The sequence below is a fragment of the Rickettsia aeschlimannii genome (assembly GCF_047973405.1).
Classification (GTDB): Bacteria; Pseudomonadota; Alphaproteobacteria; order Rickettsiales; family Rickettsiaceae; genus Rickettsia; species Rickettsia rickettsii.
Genome location: NZ_JBFQGO010000003.1, coordinates 72,624 through 95,534, shown reverse-complemented (window position 1 = coordinate 95,534; position 22,911 = coordinate 72,624). Strand labels below are relative to the sequence as shown.

Here is a 22,911-nt window from a genome sequence, read left to right as displayed (position 1 = left end):
GTTTATTTAATATTACTTAAGAGTCTAATTACTTCTTCTAAGGAATTTGTCATTACCGTTAAATCTTCTTCTCGAGATAAATTATGGTAACCATCTTTAATTAGCTTCATTACTATTTGTTTGCTCGTTATTTTTTCTAATAATTTTACTGAAACATTATAAGGCACGTCTTCATCTAACATCCCATGAATTAGATGTACCGGTATATTTATATCAATATGTTTCTTTGTCAATAATAAATGTTTTTTTGCATCTTCTATCAGTTTATAGCTTATAGGATATTTATGCTCACAATTTTTACCGCTTACTTCTAGTATTTCCTCTTTTTGCATCTTATTTTGATCATTTAGAGATATATTTTGCCAAATATTTTCAGTAAAATCTGGAGCAGGGGCTACACACACAAGTCCCTTTATTTTATCAGGAAATCTTAAAGCCGCAAGAAGTGCTAGCCATCCTCCCATGCTCGAACCTACTAATATTGCCTCCGTATTAATTAATTTGTCTAAAACTAGTGATACTCCTTCTAACCAATCACTAATTGTTTGATCCTTAAATTGTCCCGATGCGTTTCCATGGCCGAAATTGTCAAAAATAATAAAATTATAATTGTTTTTTTTACAATAATCTATTAAATAGATAGCCTTAGTTGATTGCATACTAGACATCAAGCCGTGTAAAAAAATTACAGATGGAATATTTGTATTAATTATTCTATAATTATCATAGACAATAAATTTGTCTTGTGTTTTATTATAAAGCTTGTGCATTTTAAATAATTATTTTAATAGATTGAGATTTAATGTCTTCATTAAAGTCAAGTAAACGATACAATAAATATACTATTTTACAAGTAGTTCCTGCTCTAGTTTCGGGGGGGGTTGAAAGAGGTACTATAGAAGTTGCAAAATATCTTAAAATTCTCGGTCATACTCCTATCATAATTTCAGCAGGCGGTACTCTAGTTAAAGAGTTAGATAAGGAAGATATATTGCATATTGAAATGAATAGTAGCAGTAAAAATCCTTTTGTAATTCTGAATAATGCAAAATTGATAGCAGAAATAATCAAAAAATATAATGTTGATATAGTTCATACAAGATCAAGAGCACCGGCATGGAGTTCATATCTAGCAACAAAATGGACAAATGCTAAATTTTTGACTACCTTTCATGGGGTTTATAATATTTCGAATAGTTTTAAAAAATATTATAATAGCATAATGCTAAAAGGCAAGAAAGTTATTGCTGTGTCTAATTTTGTAAAACAACACTTGCTCGAAAACTATAAAATTGATGAAGATAAAATAGTAGTAATTAAGCGTGGAGTGAATTGTGATTATTTCGATCCCGCAAATTTAACGCCGGAAAAACTTGTAAAATGTTGTGATAAATATGATGTACCGAGTAACGTGCCGATAATATTCATGCCTTCTAGAATGACAAGCTGGAAAGGACATCTTGTTCTAGTAGAAGCATTAAGTAAATTAAAACATAGAGACTTTTATTGTTTAATGGTCGGTGATATATCTAGACATCCCAATTTTACTAATAGAGTAAAAGATCTTATAGCTAATCTAAAACTTCAAAATAAAATTCAAATTTTCGGTAATGATTCGGATATAATAAACCTATATGGGATTTCTGATATTATCGTTTCTGCCTCAATCGAACCTGAAGCTTTCGGGCGTACTATTATAGAAGGGCAGGCGATGGAGAAGCTTGTTATTGCAACTAATATCGGCGGGGCAGTAGAGACAATAAATAATAATATAACCGGTTTCCACGTAGAACCAAATAATGCCGAAGCGTTAGCACAGAAAATCGATTATTGTTTCTCGATTTTAGGTACTGATACTGCTAAGAAAATCCAAGAAGCGGCAAGACATACGGTAATTAATAATTTCTCTCTTGATCTGATGCTAAGAAAAAACCTTGAAATCTATAAAGAAATCTTAAAAAACTCCCATAATTGAACATCTAGATTTAGTATATACTCATGATAAATGAAAAGTAGTCAAGTATATAGGGTTGAATAGAATAGCTATTCTCCTAATAATTTTATTTCAGCATACAAATCTTCAAGATTTATATACTGATCATAAAAATTATTATAGTCATGAGATTTACCGTCATGATGTACTACAAGCATTAAAGTTTCCGGTAAAAATTCTTTTAAAGCTTGTTGTGTATTTTCTATAGGTATTTTATCAATATTAACAAATATCTCATCTAAAATTAATATTTTAGGGTTTTAAATTATAGCTTTAATGATTCCAATTTTTTTCTTTTGACTGTCACTTGGTGCATTTATTACATCATAATTTTTATCACTTAAGTGCATAATTAATGTGCTCAGATCTAAATTTTATAAATAGTGTGTTAATTTTTTCTTCTAATAATTGCTGATTACTTTTAATGATTGATTGATCAAGGCCGGAGGTTATTATTTCAAATTAAGTAGATTAAACCGGTATATAATTATTCTGATCAATAAATATTATTTTTGGATTTTGATAATGGGTAGGTATGGAAATTTCACCAATGCTATGGCATGGATCAACAATACAATTGATTAAACTCTTTAAAAAAGTAGTGTTGCCTTTTCCTGAGGAAGCTGAAAGAAGATAATGTGCTCCTAGTTTGAATACTAATTTTTCAAAACTCAAAATAGTTCTTTCTTCTATAATTAGGTTATAATCAGAAATTGCAAGTTCATCGTTTGTATCATTAGTAGACCATGTTATTCCTTTTTTATTCTCAGAAGAAATTGCCTCTATTAATTTTGTAATTCTCGCTTGTGATATAACTGCTCCACTAAAGATTATTTTTAATAAGGAACTTATTAAGAATGATTTTAAGGTTTCAAACCAAGGATTAAGTAGTAGAGCTTGCTCAGGTGTAATCTCTCCATTTTTTACTTTATAAATATAGTAAAGTGATTTTATGAATTTATCGGAGATATCTAGTATAGTAGTTATAGTATTTTTTGTGCTATCTAAAAACAACATTTTCTTTGATATTTCTTTTTTAGCTTTAAGTTGCTTGGCATAGAGGATATATTTCTTACTATGGAAGCTTTATTCTCGTTAATTTTCTCTGCTTCTTGCCTGTAAGAAATATCCAGTTGATATAATATATTTAAAAATCCTTGCTTAATATTTTCAAACTCATTAAATATAATAGCTCCTGGAACTAAATTCATTATATCTTGCAATGCAATAAGCTGTATAATTTTTTGAGTGGTTAAATTCCCTAATTGTAAAATTCCAATAGTGAAAGTATTATTAAGATCATTAAATAAATTATTAGTAATAGCTTCTTATATCCTTTAATCCTAAGATTTTACTTTTATATTCCTCGTTTAGTAACAGTTCTAAAGCTTTTTGTTCGATTAAATCTTGAGTATTTTGTGTTAAAGAAGCTTTATAGAATAGTGTGCTTATTATATTTTTTCCACACCATAAAATACTGATTTTTGCTCCTTGAGAAACAAGAGGTCCTATAGCAGCATTAGGGTTCTGTATGAGTAAGGTTAATGCAATTAATGTATTGCCATCATTTCCGGTATAGTTAATAAAACTACTATTTATGTATGCTTCAATTAAATCTAAAACCCTTGGGTTACATCTTTAATTTCATTTTTTGAATCATTTTTAAAATTGTTAGAAAGTATATTAGGATCAATTACCCTAATATTAGGAGTTAAGTTTGTCTGAATTTCTTTTAAATTTTCCTGATAATTAAAGAAATCAGTCCCATAATATGCTAAGCCTACTACTATTGCAGCTGTAGAAGTTAAATAAATTGGTACTGAATAATTAGGAAAAGTTGTGATGAGATTTGTAGTAATAGGGTAGATTAAATTTCCTTTAAACGTGGCAGAAGTAAGATAATGTTTCTGAAAATACCCTTCGGTTATTAAGATTTCATCAGCAAGAGTTGCTGAAACAAAAAGACTGCTTCCTGTTGTCCCATTTACAATAAAACCAGTTATACCGCTAATTATTAAATGCGTTCCATATGCTAACTTCTTGGAAAAGGTAGAAGCAGCATTATTTTTATTAAAAATAGGTATCGTCATTGTGAGCGGGCGTTGTTGTGTGTATCGAAAAAGGCACTCGGTGTCATACCGTGGTTTGAACACGGTATCCAAAAACAACTAAAAATACTAATAATGTTAGTATTTTTAACTGGATCCCGTGATCAAGTCGCGGGATGACAACTGAAAAACTGATCCACACAGCAATACCTTTCGAGCGATTGAAAGTAGCGTGGCACTCCATAAAAATAATAAAAAAATGCTAAAAATTAGCATTTTTATACTTTCTTGCTTCGTCACAAATTATAGTCTTTTATTAGCTCAGACGTTAAATTCTTAACTAATCTATCTTTAATAAACGCTGCCGAATTAGGTGATAAGTTGTATTATAGTATAAAGAAAAAATGTAGGTGTAGGGAAGAAAGTAAAAAGACAGATAAATAAAACCTGCCTTTTTGTAATTATTAACGAGAATATAACTCGATTACTAAATGCACTTCTGCTTCAAAAGGATATGGGACATCAGAAAGAGCAGGAACTCTTAAATATTTACCGGTTAATGAAGGTACATCAAATGATAAATACCCCGGTGTTGTTTGACCTTGTTTTGAAACGGATTCTTGGATAAGCGGTATTTGTTTTACAGATTCTTTAACTTCTATAACATCGCCTACCTTTAGTCGTATGCTTGCGATATCGGCTTTCTTACCGTTTAATTTAATATGTCCGTGTGAAACTAACTGTCTTGCAGCAAAAATAGTTGGAGCTATATTCATTCTATAAACTACCGTATCAAGTCTACTTTCAAGTAACCCAATGAAGTTTTCACCGGTATTACCTTTCATTTTTTGAGCAAGTGCAAAAATATTTCTAAATTGTTTTTCAGTGACGCGACCGTAGTGGCATTTCAATCTTTGCTTAGCTTTTAAATGTAAACCATAATCTGAAGTTTTAATCATGGTGGTATTCTGCCCATGTTGTCCGGGACGATAATTTCGTGTATTGAAAGCATCCTTGCTATCACCCCATAGACTTACTCCAAGTCTTCTACTAGCTTTATATTTAGAACGAACAATTTTTGTCACTGATAATATCCTTAACTTATTATTTATTATTTGAATTACAAAAAAATATATACATTTCTTGCATCAAAGTCAATCATTGATTTTTAACCTAAAACTTTTTATATTTAATTAAAAAATATTTCATATGAGTTCTTTAGTAAGACCAATCAATTTAGGTAAAATCAATCATTCACAAAGTACTGTTAAAGACTATATTTTACTTATGAAACCGCGTGTAATGTCGCTTGTGATTTTTACGGGTTTTGTAGGTATGTGGCTTGCTCCTTATTCCGTGCATCCGTTTATTGCTGGTATTGCAGTTGTTTGCATAGCTCTTGGGGCAGGTAGTGCAGGGGCAATTAATATGTGGTACGATAGAGACATCGATAGCTTAATGAAACGTACCCAAAAAAGACCGATAGTAAGAGGAGTTATAGAATCTGATGAAGCTTTATCTTTTGGTTTGATAACGGGATTTTTTGCAGTATTTTTTATGGCTTTATGTGTTAATCTACTTGCATCCTTTTTACTGTTATTCACTATTTTTTATTATATCTGTATTTATACTATTTGGTTAAAGCGTCGTTCTATACAAAATATCGTTATTGGCGGAGTATCGGGAGCCTTACCTCCTGTGATAGGTTATGCAGCGGTAAGCAATACTATATCTCTAGAGTCGATTATATTATTTTTGATTATTTTTATTTGGACGCCGCCGCATTCATGGGCTCTTGCTTTGTTCTGTAACGATGACTATAAAAACTGTAAAGTACCGATGATGCCTGCAGTAAAAGGGACTTTATATACTAAAAAACAAATTCTAATTTACAGTATTCTTTTATTTATTGTTTCGCTAATGCCTTTTTTTATTGGAATGAATAATTTTATATATTTAATAATTTCTGGTATTCTTGGGGTAGTATTTCTATATTATGCTGGTTCTTTATTCTATGACACCTCTGATAACAAACAAGCTAAACGATTTTTTGCCTATTCGATATTTTACTTGTTTTTTATATTTTTACTTTTGTACTCAACTAACACTATATTCCACTATTAGCTGAGAGATAATAGTGTTGGGTTACTTTTATGGAAGATAAAATTGAAACCCAATGTGAAGAAACATATCATAAGTTTATTTTCATGCAAGTGATTTTTTATTTATAACTGTAATTTTTAAATTTTATGCTTTTGTTCGTAATTTTGATAAGTAGGAAGAGTTAGAATATATAGTATTTTATTCCATAGGGACAACCTGTCATGCAACACACTCCATCGTTGGATAAAACTACTCTTAATACCGGCTTTATAACGTACCGCTTTGCCTACATATTCGCTTACTTTATTTTCCTGTATATTTGGTTGCCAAATTAAAGCTTCACTCTCTAATCTATTTGAGGCAATATTTCTTTCATGCTGCTTATCGTTATGTGTTAAAAATATGCATTCCGCTTTTATAAACGGTTTATATTGGTTATTTATATATTGAGCTAAATCTTCAAATAACTTTGTATATTTGGTAAGCCAGCCTTCATAAGCAATAATAGGAGCAAAGTTTAGATGAACTTCGTAACCTGCTTCAATAAAAATATTCACCGCTTTTATTCTCTCGATAATTGGACTCGTTTTTGGCTCTAATATCTCACTCATTCTTGCCAGCATCAAACTAAATCTAATCCTTATTTTGTTTTCAGGATTAAAATTAAGTAATTTAGGATTGACATATTTAGTAGCAAAAGTTGCTTTAGCACGTGGATCTTCTTTAAAGAAATTAAATATCTTTAACCAATTAGTGTGTTTCCAATTCAAACTTACATCGGTAGAACAACCTATATCATATGTCCAATATTTAGAATCTGTTTGATTGGAAATTTTAGTCGGTAAATTTGCTATATGTTTATCCAATACGTCAAGTATTTGATCTATATTTTCATTGATATATAATGTCTCGTAGTTATAACGCATAACATAACAATAACTATTTCTGCAACCTCCGGCACAGTCATACATGAAGTTAGGTGTTATGTAATCAGCTGATCTTCCATTAGGACGTACGTGCAAAGTTTTCGTATTTTGTACTATTTTCTTAATCATACGATTTTAAATTAAAGTTTATTTAAAATACTTACATTGAAATTGTAGTTATAAATTATTAATTACAAATACATCATATTTGATAATAAAAGTTATAAATGGAAAAATGATATTGAGTATCGTAAATGCCCGGAAAGCTATAGAGTAGGTAAAGGTAAGCAAGGAGTATGCATTTGTCAACCATATAAAAATGAAATTTTGCCTTATTGGAAGTTTAAAACTCCTGAAATTGCTAAAGAAAGTAGTGAAAAAATATATGAAATATTTTTAAAATACTTAGAGGATAATGATTTTGTTGGAGCTGATATGGTGCATAAATATTTGTAGATGGGTTTTACTAGAAGTAGACGTTATGCTAATTATAAAGGTGGGAAAAAATATAACAAAGAACATGATTATAAGAAATTAGAAAGAGGAGGGGAATCCAAAAAAAAGTGAAAAGTGCCGATATATTTTTTAAAAAATGACAAGCAGCAGCAGAGCATAGAAATATAAAAAGATGAAAATAGGATGGAAGAAACAATATGGGTAAATATTAGCTTTACCAAGTTAGTGTTTTTATATTATAGTAGATTAATAGAGGATAAATTATGACTAAAGATGAAATTGTGGAGCTGTTTAAAAAATATCTCGATCTTCATAACAGATATCAATATCAAGAAAAAAAAAGACAATCTACGAAAATTCGTTGACACTGATCCTGAAGAACTTTCAAATTTTATGAAACTTATGATAAAACTGAAAAATATAACAATAGAGAAGCTGAAGTTTTTCATAGTTTAAGTTCTATTTTAATGGAAAAACAACAAGATAATGCGATTAAATTATTAAAGAAAGCTATTGAACTAGATCCAAGTAAAGCATACACTATCACGAAGAGTTTTTTAATAAATTACATAAAATAAATCCGGAGGAAGCACTCGCTTCTATCAAAAGAGCTATAGGGTTAAATCCAAATAAAAAATCATTATATGAAGACCTTATTATTTTGTTGAAAAAGGCAAATTATGATGAAGAAACAGCAAAAATTACTAAAGCAATTCAATATTTCCCTAAAAACATACCTAATTTAGTATTAGATACTGAGGAAACAAAGGATGTGTATCCATTAGGTTTGGCACAGGAATAACTGTATCAAAACGTGGGTATTTACGAGTTTTTCACTGTCATCTAGTTTGCTTGCTAACTAAGTCTAGAAAAAATAACTTCAACATTGTTACTACACTATATGTTTTGCTGGATGATGACATAGAGAGGAATAATAAGTCATACAACACCCGTGACGGTCACATCAAAACAGTTTCTTCAATCCTTTTTGTAGAAGCTTATTCACAGGATCTGCTTGTTGGTTTTCCTGCAGGGGGCTGCTTTGTTCCTCTGTATTTGTATCCTTTTTCTTTCTGAGACCCAAAGCATCTTTAATAATATTTTCAGGTTTCTTCTCTCCGCTTTTTAAGTCTTTAATAACGCTATTAAATACGTTTTTAACTAAATATGTTTGAAAGGCTTGAACGTCTAATTTATGCTGCAGATTATTTATGAATCCGTATAATTTAACGGCTATAGGCGGTAAATCCGCAATAGTAACGCTTGCACTAACATCCATCATATATTGTGGTAAGTTAATTTGACCGCTTGCATTTGTTGTGGCAGGTGAAGCATCTAAACTACATTCATTTAAATTAAGATTGCCTTGCGTTATATTTCCGCTGGCAATTAAATTTTTGAAAGATGTGGATCCGCCACTAAAGGAGCTGTTAATAAGTCGCAATACTCCTTCGGTATTTTTAGCATTATTTACCGCATCTGCGATTCTGTTTAAATCAAATCCGCTTATTTTCCCGTTATCGCTATTTACGTTAAATTGTCCATTTAGATTATTAACATATGTATAAACGCTATTACCGTGAGAAGTAAGATCGGCTTTAAAGCTTAGTCGCCCATCAGTTATTTCTATTTTACCCGATTGCGGAGTAAAACTTTTGAGATAGGCATTTTTTAAATCGATTTTAATTGCAGCGTTTTGATCTTTTGCTGAACTCACATAACCGGTGCTACTTAGTTCGCCACCGTAAATGCTTGCATTAACTGAAGTAATATTCAGTGTGCCGCCGGTGATATTTAATTTTGCTTTTAAATTATTTATGATTAATGAGTTGTTAGTTAATTTATCAATATTTGTTGATAATTGCCCTTCAATTTTATTTAAAAACCCTAAATTAATAGGATTATTTGACCAAGGAGAATTATTTTTAGCTGTAGGTATGTTTTGAGTAGCAGGACTATTAGTTTTATTTGGAGCAGGAGTAGGGCTATTACTTGTGAGAATTTTATCCAAATTAACTAACGGACTGTATAAGTTAAGATTAAAATTTGGCTTCTGAGTTGCTAAATTAATATCTCCTTTAATAGATATATTAGTATTAAAAGCGGATATTTTATTATTAATATGGAAAGTATCTTTAATTTTTTGTACTTCCCCGTTTAACTGCAATACTCCAATCTTACTTAAATTACTTACTTCCATAAGAGACATAAACGACTCAAAATTATTAATTTTTAGATTGTGCGAAATAGTTATATCTTGTGCTAAATTTTTAAGCTCAATATCTCCCGTTAGATTACTATTTGCAGCCGATAAATTAATATTTTGTAATTTTATTGCTTGAGAATTACAAATTACATTAGAAGTAAGTATAAGTTTTTGATTAATAATAGGCGGTAATTTATCGGTCTTTAGTTTTAGAGCATCAAGTATAGGTTTTAAACTATCAACTTGTAGCATAATATTTGTCTTATCTAAATTAGATCTAATCTCGGTTATAATGTTCCCGGGATTGATAATAATATTTGATTTTAAGTTATTACGCTCTATATCATAATTTGTATTTGCTAGTAATTCTATATTTGGATAATTAAGTCTAGCATCTTTAATAGCTATATTTTTACTATCGGCAGTAATTGTCGTAGTTAGCTCGTAGTCATTTTGTAAATCAGCAGGCATACCTAAAGTTTTAGTATTACCTTTAATATTTGCGTTACCTATGAAAGAATTATTTTTGCTATCAAATTTTCCTTCAATTTTAATTTTTTCACCGGCAAGATTAATATTGGTACTTAACGGAATTATTTTACCGATTTCTTCAATATTTCCTTCTATATTAATTTGCTGTTCCAAAGCCTTTAAAGCTAAAGTCAAATCTATAGGACCTTTAAGGCTTTTAATTTTAGTCTCTAAGTTAATATCGTTAAATATTTTCTCACTGTTTTTTTCTATATATATTACTTTGCCGTCTATAATTTTAAAATGACTAATCAAAATAGGAAGTACTAATTCAGTTTCAGTATCGGTAGATTCTACAGAGCTAATTTCATTTGTTTTGGATGCATTATTAGGTGTAGAAAATTGCCAATTTTTTTGTCCATTACTTAAAACTTCTAGATTTATAATCGGTTTTTGCAGTTCTATAGAAGCTACTTCAATTGCTCCTCTAAAAAGAGGGAAAAGTCGCAATGACGCTTTAGCACCTTCAACGGAAACTAGATGAGGTTCTTTTGTACCGTTTATTGATGATAATTTAATTTCTGATAGTGATATTGCGGGATTCGGTAGTAAAGATAATTTTATGTCGCCGTTAATAGTTAAATCTCTATTTGTAGCCTCTTTAACTTTATCTATTACTATTCCTTTATAATTATTTAAAGGAATAAAGAAAGGAATAACAATTAATAATAATATTATACTTATAAATATAATAAGTGAGTATTTTAAAGTTTTAGGCATAGAGCTTAACCTTCTATTTATATACATGTATTAATTATAGTATTTAAGGATTAATTGTCAATTTTATATAATTTACTCAATTAAGGATTGAAATAATTATATTCTATGTCATTCACACGAGGCGTTGTTGTGTGGACCGGTAAAACCCACTGCGTCACCCTGTCCCCGTGGCTTGACCACGCGGTCCATAAAAACAATAAATACTAATAAATTTAGTATTTTTAACTGGATCCCGTGGTCACGCGACGGGATGACAGAGGTGAATAAGAATCGTAGGGTACTATAAAGAAATTGAAAACTATGGTAAATTATTCAAGCTTCTCTTTGATAATTTAAAATTACATAATCTTTAGTTATAATAGGAAAAAATTCTTTATTGAAAGGTAATAATTCGGTTGTTTGATCTGAAAATTCTATTTCAATTATGTCACTGGCACCAAAGTTAAGAATATTTTTAATTTTGCCTATTTCTTTATGATCTTGGTTTAATACCGGTAAATGAGTTAAATCCGCTATATAAAATTCATCTTCTTCTAGTTCCGGTAAACTTGCTCTTAAGCAAAATATTTTATAACCTTTTAAATTTTCAGCTTCATTTCGAGTAACTATATCATTAAATGTACAAATTAATTCTCCTTTGGCATTTTGGCTAATTAGCTTAATATGTATATTTGCTCCTGACTCATTTACTAAATTTCTTTCAAGTATTTTTGTAGCAGGATCGGTAAAAGATTTTAACATTACATGACCTTTAATTCCGTGACATGATTTTATTACACCGACTAAAATTAAATTTTCTAAAGAATTCATTAATTTGCCTTTAAATTTTGATAATTATATATAATAATATATTTAAAAACTTTTTTACAGACATGATAAAAAAAATAGCTGCCGGCGTCATAATTTGTTTCTCATTATTGTTATTTATAATGTTTGGTGCATTATCGTTTGTTAACTATAATTCGGTTACTAATAATTTTACCAGTCATTTAGGAATTGCGAAAGAAAATATCGGAAAAATAAAGGTGAATAAATTTCCTTTGTCCTATTTAGTTATTGAGACGATAAGAGAAGAAGGAAAGTTAGATTTAGAGCAGATTAAAATTTATTTTTCGTTGTGGTCGCTTATAAAATTTAATCCTAAAATTAATAAAATAGATATATTAGATGCTAAATTTTATTCACATTCTAATGTATTAAATATTTATAATCATGAAGAGTTAATAAAGAATTTCTTTAAATATAAATTACAAAATATAAATCTAAATGTTACTAATCTAAGTATTATTAATAAACAAGATTATTCTATTTTAAATTTTAATAATTGTATATTAAAAAAAGAAAATGCTTTATCGTCCAATTACATATTTAAAACTACAAGTAACTATATAGGTAAAATTTCAGGTTCAATTAATAAACGTGACGATATAGTAGATTTTAGTCTTAATATTGATAATAATGACTATGGTTTTAAGTTATCGCAAATTTACAAAGATTCTAAGCTTACTAGCGGTAGTGGTGAATATCAGATTAAAAATTTAGCATCGGTAATGTATAATATATTACCGGATTTAAACCATCTTTTTAATAAATTTAATCAACATGAGGTAGTAAACGTTAAATTTAATATTTCAAATAATGAAGATAAAATAGAGCTAAAAGGCATAGTAATAGCATCGTCTTTTATTATTGGTAATGGATTTGTTAATATTGCTAAAAATGATAATATTACTACTAATGTAAAACTAGATTTTCCTAAAATAGATTTAAGTTCGTTAATTTCTCCAAATGCAGAGGTAACATTTAATACTTCTTCTTCAAATATTAGATTTATTTTTGCCGATAAATTACTTAAAGCAGACGTAGCAATTAACGAAATAATCTTAAGTAATAATGAAGCACTAGAAAAAATAGTCTTTTCTTCTAACTTATCAAAGGGTACTTTAAAGATAAATGAATTTTCAGGTAATATTAAATCAGGTGGAGAATTTAAGCTTACAGGTAATGTAACACAGAATGCCGTTAGAAGTATGTTTGATGGACAGCTATATTTAAAGCACAACGATATAAATTCGTTACTGAATATTTTAGGATTTAACGACGTTACTATTAAAGAAGCTATTCCTTTTAGCTTGTCATCGGATTTAAAACTCACTTTAATAGATTTATTTTTTAAAAATTTATTACTCAAAACAGATAATTTAAATTTATCAGGAAATTTTTCTAGTAAATTTATTGCTCAAACACCTCGTTTAGACGCTACTCTTAATATATCTTCGCTTGACTTAAGCAGTAGAACGTATCCAATAATTTCGCCGCTTATCGAATTTACAAAAAATTTAACTAAAGATATGAAAGCTCTAGATTATCCAAGTAAATTCATCCCTATTAGAACAATAGGATATTTAGCTAATTTAGATATTCTGATAGATAGCGTTAAATATAACAATCATGTATTTGACAAAATGAATTTGCTTGCTAAAATCGTACCAGCTAATATAAAAATTAGTAATTTAGATTTTAAAACTGCTAACAGCTATTTATCAACTAGCTGGAACTTAGATGCATCGAGTGTATTCCCGTCTTTGACCGTAAAAATTAAGGACGGTAATCTTACTACTGATTTATTATCACCGGCAGGAATGCTTAATTTAAGAAATAAATTAATAAATGATTATAGTTTAGATAAAGCTACCTTACAAGTTTCCGGTACATTGTCGACATTATTACAAAATGATTTAATATTGAAAAATGTTAAATTTTATGTAGCAAATAATAATAATTTATTACAATTTAATAATATTGAAGCAGAATTATTAGGCGGTAAGCTTCAAGGTAACGGCAATATTTTATTAGAACCTTATGCTATAAATTTCGTATATGCTTTAAATACAATAGATTTAAACAAAGTTTCGGCTCTTATGCCTAAAATATTTACTGCAAGTAGCGGAAAAATAAGTATAAGCGGTAGTTTAGGAACTAACGGTAACACTCTTCAAAGCCAGCTATATAACCTTACTACAAAATCACAATTTGCTATAAACAATATAGATGTTAATAATTTTGCAATTGATTCTTTTATAGAAAAAATTGATACAGCTGATTATAAGGTACAAAATTTAGATAAAGATATAAATAGTGCTATAACCACAGGACAAGAAAATATTAGAGGTATAAGCGGTGATATTGAACTACAAAAAGGTATTGCCCTTTTAAAGAAAGTAAAATTTGCAACACAATATAGTAACGGTGCGGCCTCTTTTGCAGTTAATATATATAATTTTGATATGGATGCATCTAGTATTTTATCATTTTACGTACCGGCAAGGCTTGTTAAGTTAAATACCTCAAATACAAGTTCTGATAAAGATAGTGTGGCACATCTTAATATAAAAATGCAAGGGAGTATTTTTGCTCCTAAGAAAACTTTTGATAGCAGTGAGCTAAAAAAATTACTTATACCCCAAAACAACTGAAGACAAAACTACTACAGATAACCATTTAAAAATAAAAATAAATGACTAATACTAAAACTTTAGAAGCAAATATTAGCTTTGAAGAAGCTTTAAAAGAGCTTGAGGAAATTGTTAAAAAAATAGATAACGGACAAGAGAGTCTAGAGACGGCAGTTAATAGCTTTGAAAGAGGTATTTTACTTAAGAATCATTGTGAGAAAAAACTAAAAGAAGCTCGGTTAAAAATTGAAAAAATTACTAAACTTGCTGATTCTACAGTGGTCTTAGAAGAGACGGAAGTGTAGTATTGATATAAAGCATACATTGTACTAATATCATAAGATGACAAAGAAATGTAATTATAGCTTTTCTGCTGAAAAAAATTATAAGTTAATAAGTGAGCGCAAGGTAAGTTTTGAAGAAATAATATCAGTTATAGAAAGTAATTGTTTATTGGATATAATAGAACATCCAAATCCTAATAAAAATATTCAGAGCAAAAAATGTATATAGTTAAATTTAATGAATACGCCTATTTAGTGACTTTTATTATTGAAGTTGATGGAACAGTTTTTTGAAAGACTGTTATTCCACGTCGCAAAGCTACTTAGAAATATCTAAAAATAGGAAAAAGTAATGAGAAATAAAGAGAATATATCAAATATAATACTAGGTGCTGAAGAAAACGCCTTGCTAGAGTCTTTTGAAAATGATGAATAGCAAAGAATTAAAAATTTTGAACAAGAGAAACATATAGCACAAGTGGCAGCAGTTAATTATTTAAAAAAAGATACTCGAATAAATATTCGTATTTCTAGTAGTGATTTAATGAGAGTAAAACAAAAAGCTGCTTATGAGGGATTACCTTATCAAACTCTTATTTCTAGTATATTACATAAATATTCAGCAGGACATAATAATACCTATGGTTAATCATATAATTGACTTTATCTATACCGTTCCTAATATTGTTTTATTCATCATAATAAATATTGTTTTGATGAGTTTTTGTGCTGGATGTTACATTATTCCTAATAATTTTCAAAAAGAAGAGCTTGGAAGTCTTGGCGGGTTTTTTTATCGGGTGTAGTCGGTAGTATGTATGTATGCGGTCAACCGGTTTTGTATTAATTTATTTACTCGGTAATTTTAATAAAGCACAAGAAGGGGTGGCAGCAGAATCTATAGTGTTGATGAGGCTTGCAGATAGTGTAGGTTGGCTTCCCTATGAAATGAGACCTGCAATTTATCTAGATATTAAAAATTATACCGAAGATGTAATGCAGCGTGAATGGCAATTAATGAAAGACGGCAAGCAAATCGGTCATGAAGCTCTTAGTTTCCTCCAAGATATTAATAAGAGACTACAAGCTTGTAAAGCAAGCGAGCAAATGCAGCTATTGACTAAGCAGAAAATCATTGAGGAGATAAAAGAGCTTTATACCGTAAGGTATAACAGGATTAAAATGTCCTATTTTTCCTTAAATATTCAATATTGGATAGTTGTATGTATAATGACTGCTATTAATTTAATTTTTGTCTGTATGCTTGGTGCCAAGCTTTATTTACATAAGATTTCGGTTGGTTTAGTTTGTATCACTTTATCATCAATGCTTTTGTTATTATTTATATTAGACAAACCTTTTCGAGGTCCTTTCGCCGTAAATCAATATGACCTTATTAAGGCTATACATTATATTGAGAGATTAAATTAGTGATATCTGTAACAACATAACGCCATAATTTATCCGTGCCTTTAGTAATACCTATACGAGCAGTAGTAGAGTAGGGTAGCTTTAAGCCGATATCGCCGACAAAAAATTCGTTGTTATTTATAAGATCGCATTTATTATGAGAAATATTAATTCCTAAATATTTGCATAATTTACCCGGACCGTTGAGGTATAGATTTTTAGGCGAAATAACATGTACGCCTCTTATTAAGGTTGCAGCAGGGAAGCCTTTAGCTTCAGTTACGAAATTTAAACAATAATACATTCCGTAAATTAAATAGACATAGCTAAAGCCTGCAGGACCAAACATTATATCCGTTCTTTTTGTCCGCCCTCTTGCTGCATGGCAAGCAGGATCATTCTGCCCTATATAGCTTTCAGTTTCAGTAATGATAGCTGTTTTACCTTGGAAATAAAGAGCTTTACCGATTAACTCAGTACTTACTACATTAGTATCTTTTGCAAAAAATTCACGAGGTAAAGGGATTAGTTTATTCATGTTTTTGAAAAAAATATTTAAATTCTTATGCTATTTTGTAGGAGTGAAGTTAGTAATTTCATATTCAGCTATATTATTTATATAAAAACTTCTCTTAATATATCTTTAAGTTGACTTAGTTTTTCTATATTAGCTAAAATAATACCGCCAATTCTTGGATGTATAGGACCTGATAAAATAAAATATCCTTTATCATAACATGTATCTAAAAATTTTCTATGTTCCGTAATAAATTTTTCAACAGAAGAAAGGTCTAAGCCTAAGGTATATTTAAGGTTTACAATAAACATAATTTATATTTTTTTATTAAGTGGTTTGGAATTTTTTATAGAGATTGGAACGGTATCATATCCGCCGTCGCGAAACGGTTGGCATTTGATGATTCTTTTAAAGGTAAGCCACAAGCCTTTTATGCTGCCGTGCATTGATATAGCTTCTTTGGCATATTCAGAACAAGTCGGGTGAAACCGGCAATTATTGCCAAGTAGTGGAGAAATGAAATATTGATAAAATCTAAGTAATAATAATAAGATTCTAGTCATTTTGAAGCTTGTCTATTATTTTTTCCATTTTTTCTTGAGTTAGATGTTCATAATAATCGTCATTAATCTGTACGACCGGAGCGTTAACACATGCTCCCAAACATTCTATCTCGCTTAAAGTAAATTTTTGATCTTCAGTAGTTTCTTTGAGTTTTACACCTAATTTCTTTTCGCAAATTTTCATTATATCATCACTACCACGCAGCCAGCAAGGAGTAGTAGTACATACTTGGATATGATATTTACCAACTCGCTTTAAGTTAAACATAGTATAAAATGTTGCAACCTCATAAGCCCGTATATAAGGCATTTCTAACATATTTGCAACATATTCGATAGTAGGAACAGGTAGCCAGCCGCCGTTTTGACGTTGTGCTAGATCAAGCAGCGGAAGTATTGCACTTCTTTTTCCATGCGGTGGATATTTTTTTATAATCTCTTCTGCTAGATTTAAATTTTTCTTATCAAATGTAAAATTTGTAATTTTTGTATTCATATATTTTTAGTACGATATAGTTTTATGTCATTCCTGCGAAAGCAGGAACCCATAGAACTATTCAATTAAATCTTTCCATTCAGGATTAGTTTTTTCTATCAGTTTTATTTTCCAACTACGTTGTCATTTTTCAAGTTTTTTTCTCTTGTAAGTGCTTCTTGAATATCAGTCAATTCTTCTGTATAAACAAGCTTTATAATATTAAATTTTGAGGTAAAACCTTTTATTATTTTTTGTTTATGTTCATAAGCACGACGTATTATATTATTAGTAATACCAATATATAAAGTACCATGCTTATTAGAGCATAATATATATACTCAATACATTTTTTGTTTTTTAGTTTTATTTTATGGATTCCTGCTTTCGCAGGAATGACAGAGCAACGCAAGTACAAGCCCACGGCATGACCAATATATTACCTATCTATCTCACCAAATACTATATCAAGCGTTGCAATAATAGTAATAACATCTGCCATTAAATGACCTTTAGACATAAAATCTAGTCCTTGCAAATGAGCAAAACCGGGTGCTTTAATACGACATCTATAAGGTCTATTACCTCCTTGCGAGTATAAATATACACCAAATTCGCCTTTAGGGGCTTCTACGGCTTTATAGGTCTCGCCGGCTGGGACGTTATATCCTTCCGTATAGAGCTTAAAATGATGAATCATTGCTTCCATCGATTCTTTCATTTTGGCTCTTGTCGGTGGTGTTAATTTAGGATCATCGGTTTTAACTGCACCTTTCGGCATTTTTTCTATACATTGCTTGATTATCTTGATTGATTCGTACATTTCAAGCATACGAACGAAATATCTGTCGTAACAATCACCGTTTTTGCCGATTGGTACTTTAAAGTCCATTTCATCGTAAACGTCATAAGGGTTTGACTTGCGTAAATCCCAAGCTATACCCGAACCTCTAAGCATTGGTCCTGAAAACCCCCAGTCCATTGCCTCTTTTTGAGACGCAACGCCGACATCTACTAAACGTTGTTTCCATAATCTATTTTCATTTAGTAGACTTTCAATATCGTGAAGTTTAGGAGGAAACTGTTCTATAAACTTATCTATATCATCAAGTAAACCTTCGGGTAAATCTGCTGCAACCCCGCCCGGTCTAAAGTAGTTTGAATGCATACGAGAGCCGGAAACATGCTCGTAAAATTCCATGATCTTTTCTCGCTCTTCAAAGAGCCATAATAAAGGAGTAGTAGCACCGATATCTAAAGCTTGGCTGCCAATATTCAAAGTATGGTTCAAAATTCTTGTTAGTTCTGAGAATAGTACCCTGATAAACTGAGCTCTTCTTGGGACTTCGCATTCTAATAACGACTCGACAGCTAAAGCAAATGCATGTTCCTGACACATCGGCGAAACATAATCAAGACGATCAAAATATGGTATAGCCTGCAAATATGTTTTATGCTCAATAAGCTTTTCTGTACCACGATGAAGTAACCCAATATGAGGGGCGGCATTATTTACTACTTCCCCGTCCATCTCAAGGATTAACCTTAAAACTCCGTGAGTTGCCGGATGCTGTGGACCAAGGTTTAGAGTTATAGTTTTCGAGTTGTTAGTCATAGTATTTTTCCTACTGTCACCTAGTTCGCTTGACCACGGGGGCCAGTCTTTTTTATTTTTTCTGGATCACGCGGTCAAGTCACAGGATGACATTCATTTTATTTCTGGATTCCTGCTTTCGCAGGAATGACATCGGTTGTCTTCTCATCACCTGGCAATACATAACTCGGGCTATGCCAGTGCGAGCTAAAATCAAACTCACGATATTCTATGTCTAAATCGACAGGTTCATAAGCTACTTTCTTTAGCTTCTCATCATATTTAACTTGTGTATAGCCTGTTAACGGGAAATCTTTACGTAATGGATGCCCCTCAAATTCGTAATCGGTTAGTATGCGTCTTTTATCGTCATTACCTTCGAAATTTACCCCGTACATATCATAAACTTCACGCTCATACCAACAAGCGGCACTAAATATATTCATTGCTGAAGGTATAGTTTCTTTTTCAGATATATATACTTTTATTATAAGACGCTTATTTAATTTTAAGCTTAATAAATTATATACTACTTCAAACCTTTTATAGTCAATTGATTTGGACTCGCCTACATTGTCGCTCGTCGCTCTCCTATTAGTTATAGGTTTTGCGCCTTGCTCCTTGTAGCCAAGCCCAACTGAATTGACTACGTTATTCTGAGGAAAATCAGCCCCAAATAAATCAGTAAGTAAAGTGAAGCGTAATTCTTCCGATTCTTTTAAAGCTTTTAAAAACGGCAATAAAAAATTCGGCTCGATTTTATAAGCTAGGTAATCTTTAACCGTGATTGGAGTTATTAAAATACTAGATTTAGCTGCAAGTCTTTCAATGAGTTTGTCTAGCGTCATACTTAAAACCTGTAGTGCGTTTAATTTTTTTTTGTAACTGCATAAGCCCGTAAATTAATGCTTCGGCGGTAGGAGGGCAGCCAGGGACATATACGTCAACCGGTACGATTCTATCACAGCCACGCACTACCGAATAGGAAAAGTGGTAATAGCCGCCGCCATTGGCACAGCTACCCATTGAAAGCACCCATTTAGGTTCAGCCATCTGATCATATACTTTACGTAGAGCCGGTGCCATTTTGTTAGTAAGCGTTCCTGCAACTATCATAAGGTCGGATTGTCTTGGACTTGGTCTAAATAACATACCGAAGCGATCCATATCATATCTACTTGCTGCTGCCTGCATCATCTCAACAGCACAACAAGCAAGCCCAAAAGTCATAGGCCATAAGGAATTAGCTCTTGCCCAGCCTATAACGTCATCAACTTTAGTGAGTAAGAATCCTCTATTAGAAAGCTCATTACTTAATAATTCGTCTTCTTGATAAAAATTATTTTTCATATTACTACCAGTCTAAAGCTCCTTTCTTCCATTCATATATGAACCCGATAATAAGTACGAATAAGAAAAACATCATTGAGAAAAAGCCTATTTTACCTATCGTATTAAGACTAATAGCCCAAGGCACTAAAAATGCAATTTCAAGATCAAAGATAATAAATAAAATAGCAACTAAGTAAAAACGTATGTCAAATTTTGATCTTGCATCGCTAAAAGGCTCAAAACCGCACTCATAAGGTTCTAGCTTATCTTTATTATATTTTTTTGTCGATAATAGGTTAGGTAGAATCATTATTAAACCGGAAACCAATACCGCAATACCGAAAAATATAGCAATTGGTAGATATTCTTGTAAAAGTTCTGGGTTTTGTAGCATATGTTTTTTGTTATATTTTTCCGTCATTGCGAGAAGAATTGCACAGTAATTCGACGAAGCAATCTCAGGATATTTGATGAGATCGCCACGCAGCCTACGGCTGCTTGCAATGACGTAGGTTTAATGACACTTAACTCTATATTTACCTCAAATAGCATCAATTATCAATGACAATATCAGGTTTAACTAGTAGCTTCATTAAAACTAGTACCCAAATACCGCTTGATATCCACCATATTTGCCAAATATTATATGAAATCATGCCGATAATATAGTAATTTATAAAACATGCATAGGAAATTGCCTTGAAATTTTTATTTTCGAGATTACTAATTTGTTTGAGATATTTATAAACTAAGCATAAAAATAATATTAAACCTATTATACCGAGTTCAAGAGTAATTTGTAATATATTATTATGAGGATGAAGCGGCAAAGGATGCCATTTTTCTCCGTTGTAATCGATCATTTCACTATCACCAGCTTCGATATATTTAGAAGAAGCTAAGCCATAGCCTAAAATCGGCTTTTCAATGATTTTGTTTGCGACGAAATGCCAAATAAATAAACGATGAGCAGCGGAAGGTTGTGTAGCTAAATATTTTTCAGATAAATCTCGTGGTTCTATTTGTTTAGCTATCACAGGAAATAGTAACGAGCCGGTAATTAAACTTATTGCGATTAATTTGAAAAATATCGGCTTCATAAATCCTGTTAAAATAAATATTACTCCTCCTATACCGAAGCCTAAAAAACTTGCTAAACTATCGGAAATACTTAGTAAATAAAGCACTAATATATATAGCATTAATGCATGTCGTTTTTTACCGTTAGAAAGTAAAATTATAATCGCTACCCAAGCGGTAATTGAAAGTAAAGCACAACCACGATCTAGCATATATAAGCCAAAACTAGCTTTGAATATTCTTGTTAAAAATCCATGAGAAGAATATTCGATGAAGAATAATAATATTGCTGTGAGAATTCCGAATATTAAGGCTTTTTTAAGCTGTAAGCGATTTTGAAAAGGAGCAGAATTACTAACTGCAAAGCCAAGAAATAAGAGTATAAAAACTTGAGTAAAAGTAGCTAAGCTATTAATAAGATGAATTGCGAATAAACAAGATATAAAGCACCAAGCGGTGAATAACATTGTCATCCCGCGAGCTTGTAGCGGGATCCAGTCTTTTTTTATTTTTTGGATACCGTGGTTAAGCCACGGTATGACATTGTTACTGGATTGCCACGCTACTTTCAGTTGTTCGCAATGATGATTAATACCTCGCAGGGATGATATAAGCAAAAAAATTGTAACAGTAGCTGCAGCTGATAAGCCCGCCAGCATCCCAAGGCTTGGAATTAAAAATATTAAACTTGAAATTAAATATTGCATCTAAAAACAATCTTTAGCAAAAATTTCGTATATTGGGTGTTCAAACGTTGAAAGTGAAATGCTTGAAGAAATCATCCATCCTTGAAAGAGTAAATTAGGATCTTCGTCTATTTTATATTCCGTTATGGTCATCAACAAATAATTATCTTCATTATATGGATCAAGTTTTTTTATACATTTGTGCAATTTGATTTTTATATTACCGAAATATTTTTCTTCCCCGACTTTAAAATCTATCTCTTCAGAAGTAGCAGTAATGTTATTTAGAGCAATAATTTTGCCATTTGTATAATTCTTAAACTCAGAACTATCATTAATATTATCGTTTGGATTTAAAATAGGATGATTTTCATCAAGAGGGATAAATACGTCGTTTTCAATATCTTCGGTTATAGTAACCGACTCTAAATTTTCTGCGAATATAGGAAAATTAATGCATATAGTAATGATAAAAATAATTTTTAGTAATTTCATAGATAAATATATTATTTTTCAAAATTATATACTATAG

25 protein-coding genes and 4 pseudogenes are annotated in these 22,911 nt (G+C 30.6%); 9 read left to right on the top strand and 20 right to left on the bottom strand.

Annotation, left to right across the window (positions count from 1 at the left end; genetic code table 11):
* Positions 1-2: 2 nt before the first annotated feature.
* Positions 3-770, bottom strand: coding sequence for an alpha/beta fold hydrolase (locus AB4K15_RS03000; protein ID WP_032074103.1), 768 nt, complete (start codon positions 768-770; stop codon positions 3-5).
* A 32-nt stretch (positions 771-802) separates the two neighbouring features.
* On the opposite strand from AB4K15_RS03000, the gene AB4K15_RS02995 reads away from it, so the two are divergent.
* Positions 803-1,975 carry a glycosyltransferase family 4 protein gene (locus tag AB4K15_RS02995; RefSeq protein WP_032074104.1) on the top strand — a complete coding sequence of 391 codons (1,173 nt, stop codon included), beginning with the start codon at positions 803-805 and terminating at the stop codon, positions 1,973-1,975.
* Between the two features lie 68 nt (positions 1,976-2,043).
* On the opposite strand, the gene AB4K15_RS02990 is transcribed toward AB4K15_RS02995, so the two are convergent.
* From AB4K15_RS02990 to rpsD, 5 genes are all read right to left on the bottom strand, one after another.
* On the bottom strand, positions 2,044-2,151 hold the full coding sequence (locus AB4K15_RS02990) for a hypothetical protein (RefSeq protein ID WP_014014165.1): 108 nt from the start codon (positions 2,149-2,151) through the stop codon (positions 2,044-2,046).
* 313 nt (positions 2,152-2,464) lie between these two features.
* A complete protein-coding gene (locus AB4K15_RS02985; protein WP_500224430.1) occupies positions 2,465-3,010 on the bottom strand; it encodes an ABC transporter ATPase in 546 nt (181 codons plus the stop codon).
* Positions 2,998-3,204 (bottom strand): hypothetical protein, encoded by a 207-nt coding sequence (locus tag AB4K15_RS02980; protein WP_032074105.1) that lies wholly within the window; start codon positions 3,202-3,204, stop codon positions 2,998-3,000. The genes AB4K15_RS02985 and AB4K15_RS02980 overlap by 13 nt, the downstream gene beginning before the upstream one ends.
* A 405-nt stretch (positions 3,205-3,609) precedes the next feature.
* The gene (locus AB4K15_RS02975) at positions 3,610-4,083 is read right to left on the bottom strand and encodes a hypothetical protein (protein ID WP_048751047.1); all 474 of its coding nucleotides are present in this window, start codon (positions 4,081-4,083) and stop codon (positions 3,610-3,612) included.
* 422 nt (positions 4,084-4,505) lie between these two features.
* On the bottom strand, positions 4,506-5,126 hold the full coding sequence (rpsD, locus tag AB4K15_RS02970; RefSeq protein ID WP_032074106.1) for a 30S ribosomal protein S4: 621 nt from the start codon (positions 5,124-5,126) through the stop codon (positions 4,506-4,508).
* Between the two features lie 124 nt (positions 5,127-5,250).
* Between rpsD and cyoE the strand changes: the two genes are divergently transcribed.
* On the top strand, positions 5,251-6,165 hold the full coding sequence (cyoE, locus tag AB4K15_RS02965) for a heme o synthase (protein ID WP_500224426.1): 915 nt from the start codon (positions 5,251-5,253) through the stop codon (positions 6,163-6,165).
* Between the two features lie 116 nt (positions 6,166-6,281).
* On the opposite strand, the gene AB4K15_RS02960 is transcribed toward cyoE, so the two are convergent.
* Positions 6,282-7,199 (bottom strand): spore photoproduct lyase family protein, encoded by a 918-nt coding sequence (locus tag AB4K15_RS02960; protein WP_500224424.1) that lies wholly within the window; start codon positions 7,197-7,199, stop codon positions 6,282-6,284.
* 54 nt (positions 7,200-7,253) lie between these two features.
* On the opposite strand from AB4K15_RS02960, the pseudogene AB4K15_RS02955 reads away from it, so the two are divergent.
* A pseudogene (locus tag AB4K15_RS02955) lies at positions 7,254-7,637 on the top strand (DUF4385 family protein).
* Between the two features lie 550 nt (positions 7,638-8,187).
* Entirely contained in the window at positions 8,188-8,328 is a 141-nt protein-coding gene (locus AB4K15_RS02950) for a hypothetical protein (RefSeq protein WP_500224420.1), read from the top strand.
* Positions 8,329-8,490: 162 nt separating this feature from the next.
* On the opposite strand, the gene AB4K15_RS02945 is transcribed toward AB4K15_RS02950, so the two are convergent.
* Together AB4K15_RS02945 and rimM are read right to left on the bottom strand one after the other, a co-directional pair.
* On the bottom strand, positions 8,491-10,983 hold the full coding sequence (locus tag AB4K15_RS02945) for an AsmA family protein (protein WP_500224418.1): 2,493 nt from the start codon (positions 10,981-10,983) through the stop codon (positions 8,491-8,493).
* Positions 10,984-11,295: 312 nt separating this feature from the next.
* A complete protein-coding gene (rimM, locus tag AB4K15_RS02940) occupies positions 11,296-11,793 on the bottom strand; it encodes a ribosome maturation factor RimM (protein ID WP_032074109.1) in 498 nt (165 codons plus the stop codon).
* Between the two features lie 62 nt (positions 11,794-11,855).
* On the opposite strand from rimM, the pseudogene AB4K15_RS02935 reads away from it, so the two are divergent.
* The 5 genes and pseudogenes from AB4K15_RS02935 to AB4K15_RS02915 all read left to right on the top strand — a co-directional run bounded on the left by AB4K15_RS02935 (position 11,856) and on the right by AB4K15_RS02915 (position 16,153).
* Positions 11,856-14,508 (top strand): annotated as a pseudogene (locus AB4K15_RS02935) (exodeoxyribonuclease 7 small subunit).
* Positions 14,501-14,743 carry an exodeoxyribonuclease VII small subunit gene (locus tag AB4K15_RS02930; RefSeq protein WP_014014175.1) on the top strand — a complete coding sequence of 81 codons (243 nt, stop codon included), beginning with the start codon at positions 14,501-14,503 and terminating at the stop codon, positions 14,741-14,743. Before AB4K15_RS02935 ends, AB4K15_RS02930 begins: the two are co-directional and overlap by 8 nt.
* Positions 14,744-14,780: 37 nt before the next feature.
* Positions 14,781-14,951, top strand: a complete 171-nt coding sequence (locus tag AB4K15_RS02925; RefSeq protein ID WP_500224414.1) for a toxin — start codon at positions 14,781-14,783, stop codon at positions 14,949-14,951.
* A gap of 249 nt (positions 14,952-15,200) precedes the next feature.
* The gene (locus AB4K15_RS02920) at positions 15,201-15,371 is read left to right on the top strand and encodes a hypothetical protein (RefSeq protein WP_500224413.1); all 171 of its coding nucleotides are present in this window, start codon (positions 15,201-15,203) and stop codon (positions 15,369-15,371) included.
* Positions 15,372-15,438: 67 nt separating this feature from the next.
* Positions 15,439-16,153, top strand: a pseudogene (locus AB4K15_RS02915) (bestrophin-like domain).
* On the opposite strand, the gene AB4K15_RS02910 reads toward AB4K15_RS02915, so the two are convergent.
* The 11 genes and pseudogenes from AB4K15_RS02910 to AB4K15_RS02860 all read right to left on the bottom strand — a co-directional run bounded on the left by AB4K15_RS02910 (position 16,125) and on the right by AB4K15_RS02860 (position 22,874).
* Positions 16,125-16,670: a DNA-3-methyladenine glycosylase gene (locus AB4K15_RS02910; protein ID WP_032074111.1), complete on the bottom strand. Its 546-nt coding sequence runs from the start codon at positions 16,668-16,670 to the stop codon at positions 16,125-16,127. The pseudogene AB4K15_RS02915 and the gene AB4K15_RS02910 overlap by 29 nt on opposite strands.
* A gap of 77 nt (positions 16,671-16,747) precedes the next feature.
* Positions 16,748-16,960 carry a YciI family protein gene (locus AB4K15_RS02905; RefSeq protein ID WP_500224411.1) on the bottom strand — a complete coding sequence of 71 codons (213 nt, stop codon included), beginning with the start codon at positions 16,958-16,960 and terminating at the stop codon, positions 16,748-16,750.
* Between the two features lie 3 nt (positions 16,961-16,963).
* Positions 16,964-17,212, bottom strand: coding sequence for a membrane protein insertion efficiency factor YidD (yidD, locus tag AB4K15_RS02900; protein WP_032074112.1), 249 nt, complete (start codon positions 17,210-17,212; stop codon positions 16,964-16,966).
* Positions 17,205-17,708 (bottom strand): NADH-quinone oxidoreductase subunit NuoE, encoded by a 504-nt coding sequence (gene nuoE, locus AB4K15_RS02895; protein ID WP_032074113.1) that lies wholly within the window; start codon positions 17,706-17,708, stop codon positions 17,205-17,207. Before nuoE ends, yidD begins: the two co-directional genes overlap by 8 nt.
* Positions 17,709-17,765: 57 nt before the next feature.
* Positions 17,766-18,022, bottom strand: a pseudogene (locus tag AB4K15_RS02890) (GIY-YIG nuclease family protein).
* Between the two features lie 104 nt (positions 18,023-18,126).
* On the bottom strand, positions 18,127-19,302 hold the full coding sequence (gene nuoD / locus AB4K15_RS02885; protein WP_032074114.1) for an NADH dehydrogenase (quinone) subunit D: 1,176 nt from the start codon (positions 19,300-19,302) through the stop codon (positions 18,127-18,129).
* A gap of 98 nt (positions 19,303-19,400) precedes the next feature.
* Positions 19,401-20,129 (bottom strand): NADH-quinone oxidoreductase subunit C, encoded by a 729-nt coding sequence (locus AB4K15_RS02880; RefSeq protein WP_032074115.1) that lies wholly within the window; start codon positions 20,127-20,129, stop codon positions 19,401-19,403.
* Entirely contained in the window at positions 20,107-20,631 is a 525-nt protein-coding gene (locus AB4K15_RS02875; RefSeq protein WP_004995988.1) for a NuoB/complex I 20 kDa subunit family protein, read from the bottom strand. The genes AB4K15_RS02880 and AB4K15_RS02875 overlap by 23 nt, the downstream gene beginning before the upstream one ends.
* A 4-nt stretch (positions 20,632-20,635) precedes the next feature.
* Complete coding sequence (locus AB4K15_RS02870; RefSeq protein ID WP_032074137.1) at positions 20,636-21,007, bottom strand: NADH-quinone oxidoreductase subunit A; 372 nt, start codon at positions 21,005-21,007, stop codon at positions 20,636-20,638.
* A gap of 157 nt (positions 21,008-21,164) precedes the next feature.
* On the bottom strand, positions 21,165-22,400 hold the full coding sequence (locus tag AB4K15_RS02865) for an O-antigen ligase family protein (RefSeq protein WP_032074116.1): 1,236 nt from the start codon (positions 22,398-22,400) through the stop codon (positions 21,165-21,167).
* On the bottom strand, positions 22,401-22,874 hold the full coding sequence (locus AB4K15_RS02860; RefSeq protein WP_032074117.1) for a DUF2155 domain-containing protein: 474 nt from the start codon (positions 22,872-22,874) through the stop codon (positions 22,401-22,403).
* Positions 22,875-22,911 lie beyond the last annotated feature (37 nt).

Coding starts and splice junctions, on each gene's coding strand:
- AB4K15_RS02880 (WP_032074115.1), bottom strand. CDS start 20,129: ATGACGCTAGACAAACTCATTGAAAGACTTGCAGCTAAATCTAGTATT.
- AB4K15_RS02925 (WP_500224414.1), top strand. CDS start 14,781: ATGACAAAGAAATGTAATTATAGCTTTTCTGCTGAAAAAAATTATAAG.
- AB4K15_RS03000 (WP_032074103.1), bottom strand. CDS start 770: ATGCACAAGCTTTATAATAAAACACAAGACAAATTTATTGTCTATGAT.
- AB4K15_RS02905 (WP_500224411.1), bottom strand. CDS start 16,960: ATGTTTATTGTAAACCTTAAATATACCTTAGGCTTAGACCTTTCTTCT.
- rimM (WP_032074109.1), bottom strand. CDS start 11,793: ATGAATTCTTTAGAAAATTTAATTTTAGTCGGTGTAATAAAATCATGT.
- AB4K15_RS02945 (WP_500224418.1), bottom strand. CDS start 10,983: ATGCCTAAAACTTTAAAATACTCACTTATTATATTTATAAGTATAATA.
- AB4K15_RS02990 (WP_014014165.1), bottom strand. CDS start 2,151: ATGCTTGTAGTACATCATGACGGTAAATCTCATGACTATAATAATTTT.
- AB4K15_RS02975 (WP_048751047.1), bottom strand. CDS start 4,083: ATGACGATACCTATTTTTAATAAAAATAATGCTGCTTCTACCTTTTCC.
- AB4K15_RS02930 (WP_014014175.1), top strand. CDS start 14,501: ATGACTAATACTAAAACTTTAGAAGCAAATATTAGCTTTGAAGAAGCT.
- AB4K15_RS02870 (WP_032074137.1), bottom strand. CDS start 21,007: ATGCTACAAAACCCAGAACTTTTACAAGAATATCTACCAATTGCTATA.
- AB4K15_RS02860 (WP_032074117.1), bottom strand. CDS start 22,874: ATGAAATTACTAAAAATTATTTTTATCATTACTATATGCATTAATTTT.
- cyoE (WP_500224426.1), top strand. CDS start 5,251: ATGAGTTCTTTAGTAAGACCAATCAATTTAGGTAAAATCAATCATTCA.
- AB4K15_RS02910 (WP_032074111.1), bottom strand. CDS start 16,670: ATGAATAAACTAATCCCTTTACCTCGTGAATTTTTTGCAAAAGATACT.
- AB4K15_RS02980 (WP_032074105.1), bottom strand. CDS start 3,204: ATGAATTTAGTTCCAGGAGCTATTATATTTAATGAGTTTGAAAATATT.
- AB4K15_RS02995 (WP_032074104.1), top strand. CDS start 803: ATGTCTTCATTAAAGTCAAGTAAACGATACAATAAATATACTATTTTA.
- AB4K15_RS02985 (WP_500224430.1), bottom strand. CDS start 3,010: ATGTTGTTTTTAGATAGCACAAAAAATACTATAACTACTATACTAGAT.
- AB4K15_RS02875 (WP_004995988.1), bottom strand. CDS start 20,631: ATGAAAAATAATTTTTATCAAGAAGACGAATTATTAAGTAATGAGCTT.
- nuoD (WP_032074114.1), bottom strand. CDS start 19,302: ATGACTAACAACTCGAAAACTATAACTCTAAACCTTGGTCCACAGCAT.
- AB4K15_RS02960 (WP_500224424.1), bottom strand. CDS start 7,199: ATGATTAAGAAAATAGTACAAAATACGAAAACTTTGCACGTACGTCCT.
- yidD (WP_032074112.1), bottom strand. CDS start 17,212: ATGACTAGAATCTTATTATTATTACTTAGATTTTATCAATATTTCATT.
- nuoE (WP_032074113.1), bottom strand. CDS start 17,708: ATGAATACAAAAATTACAAATTTTACATTTGATAAGAAAAATTTAAAT.
- AB4K15_RS02865 (WP_032074116.1), bottom strand. CDS start 22,400: ATGCAATATTTAATTTCAAGTTTAATATTTTTAATTCCAAGCCTTGGG.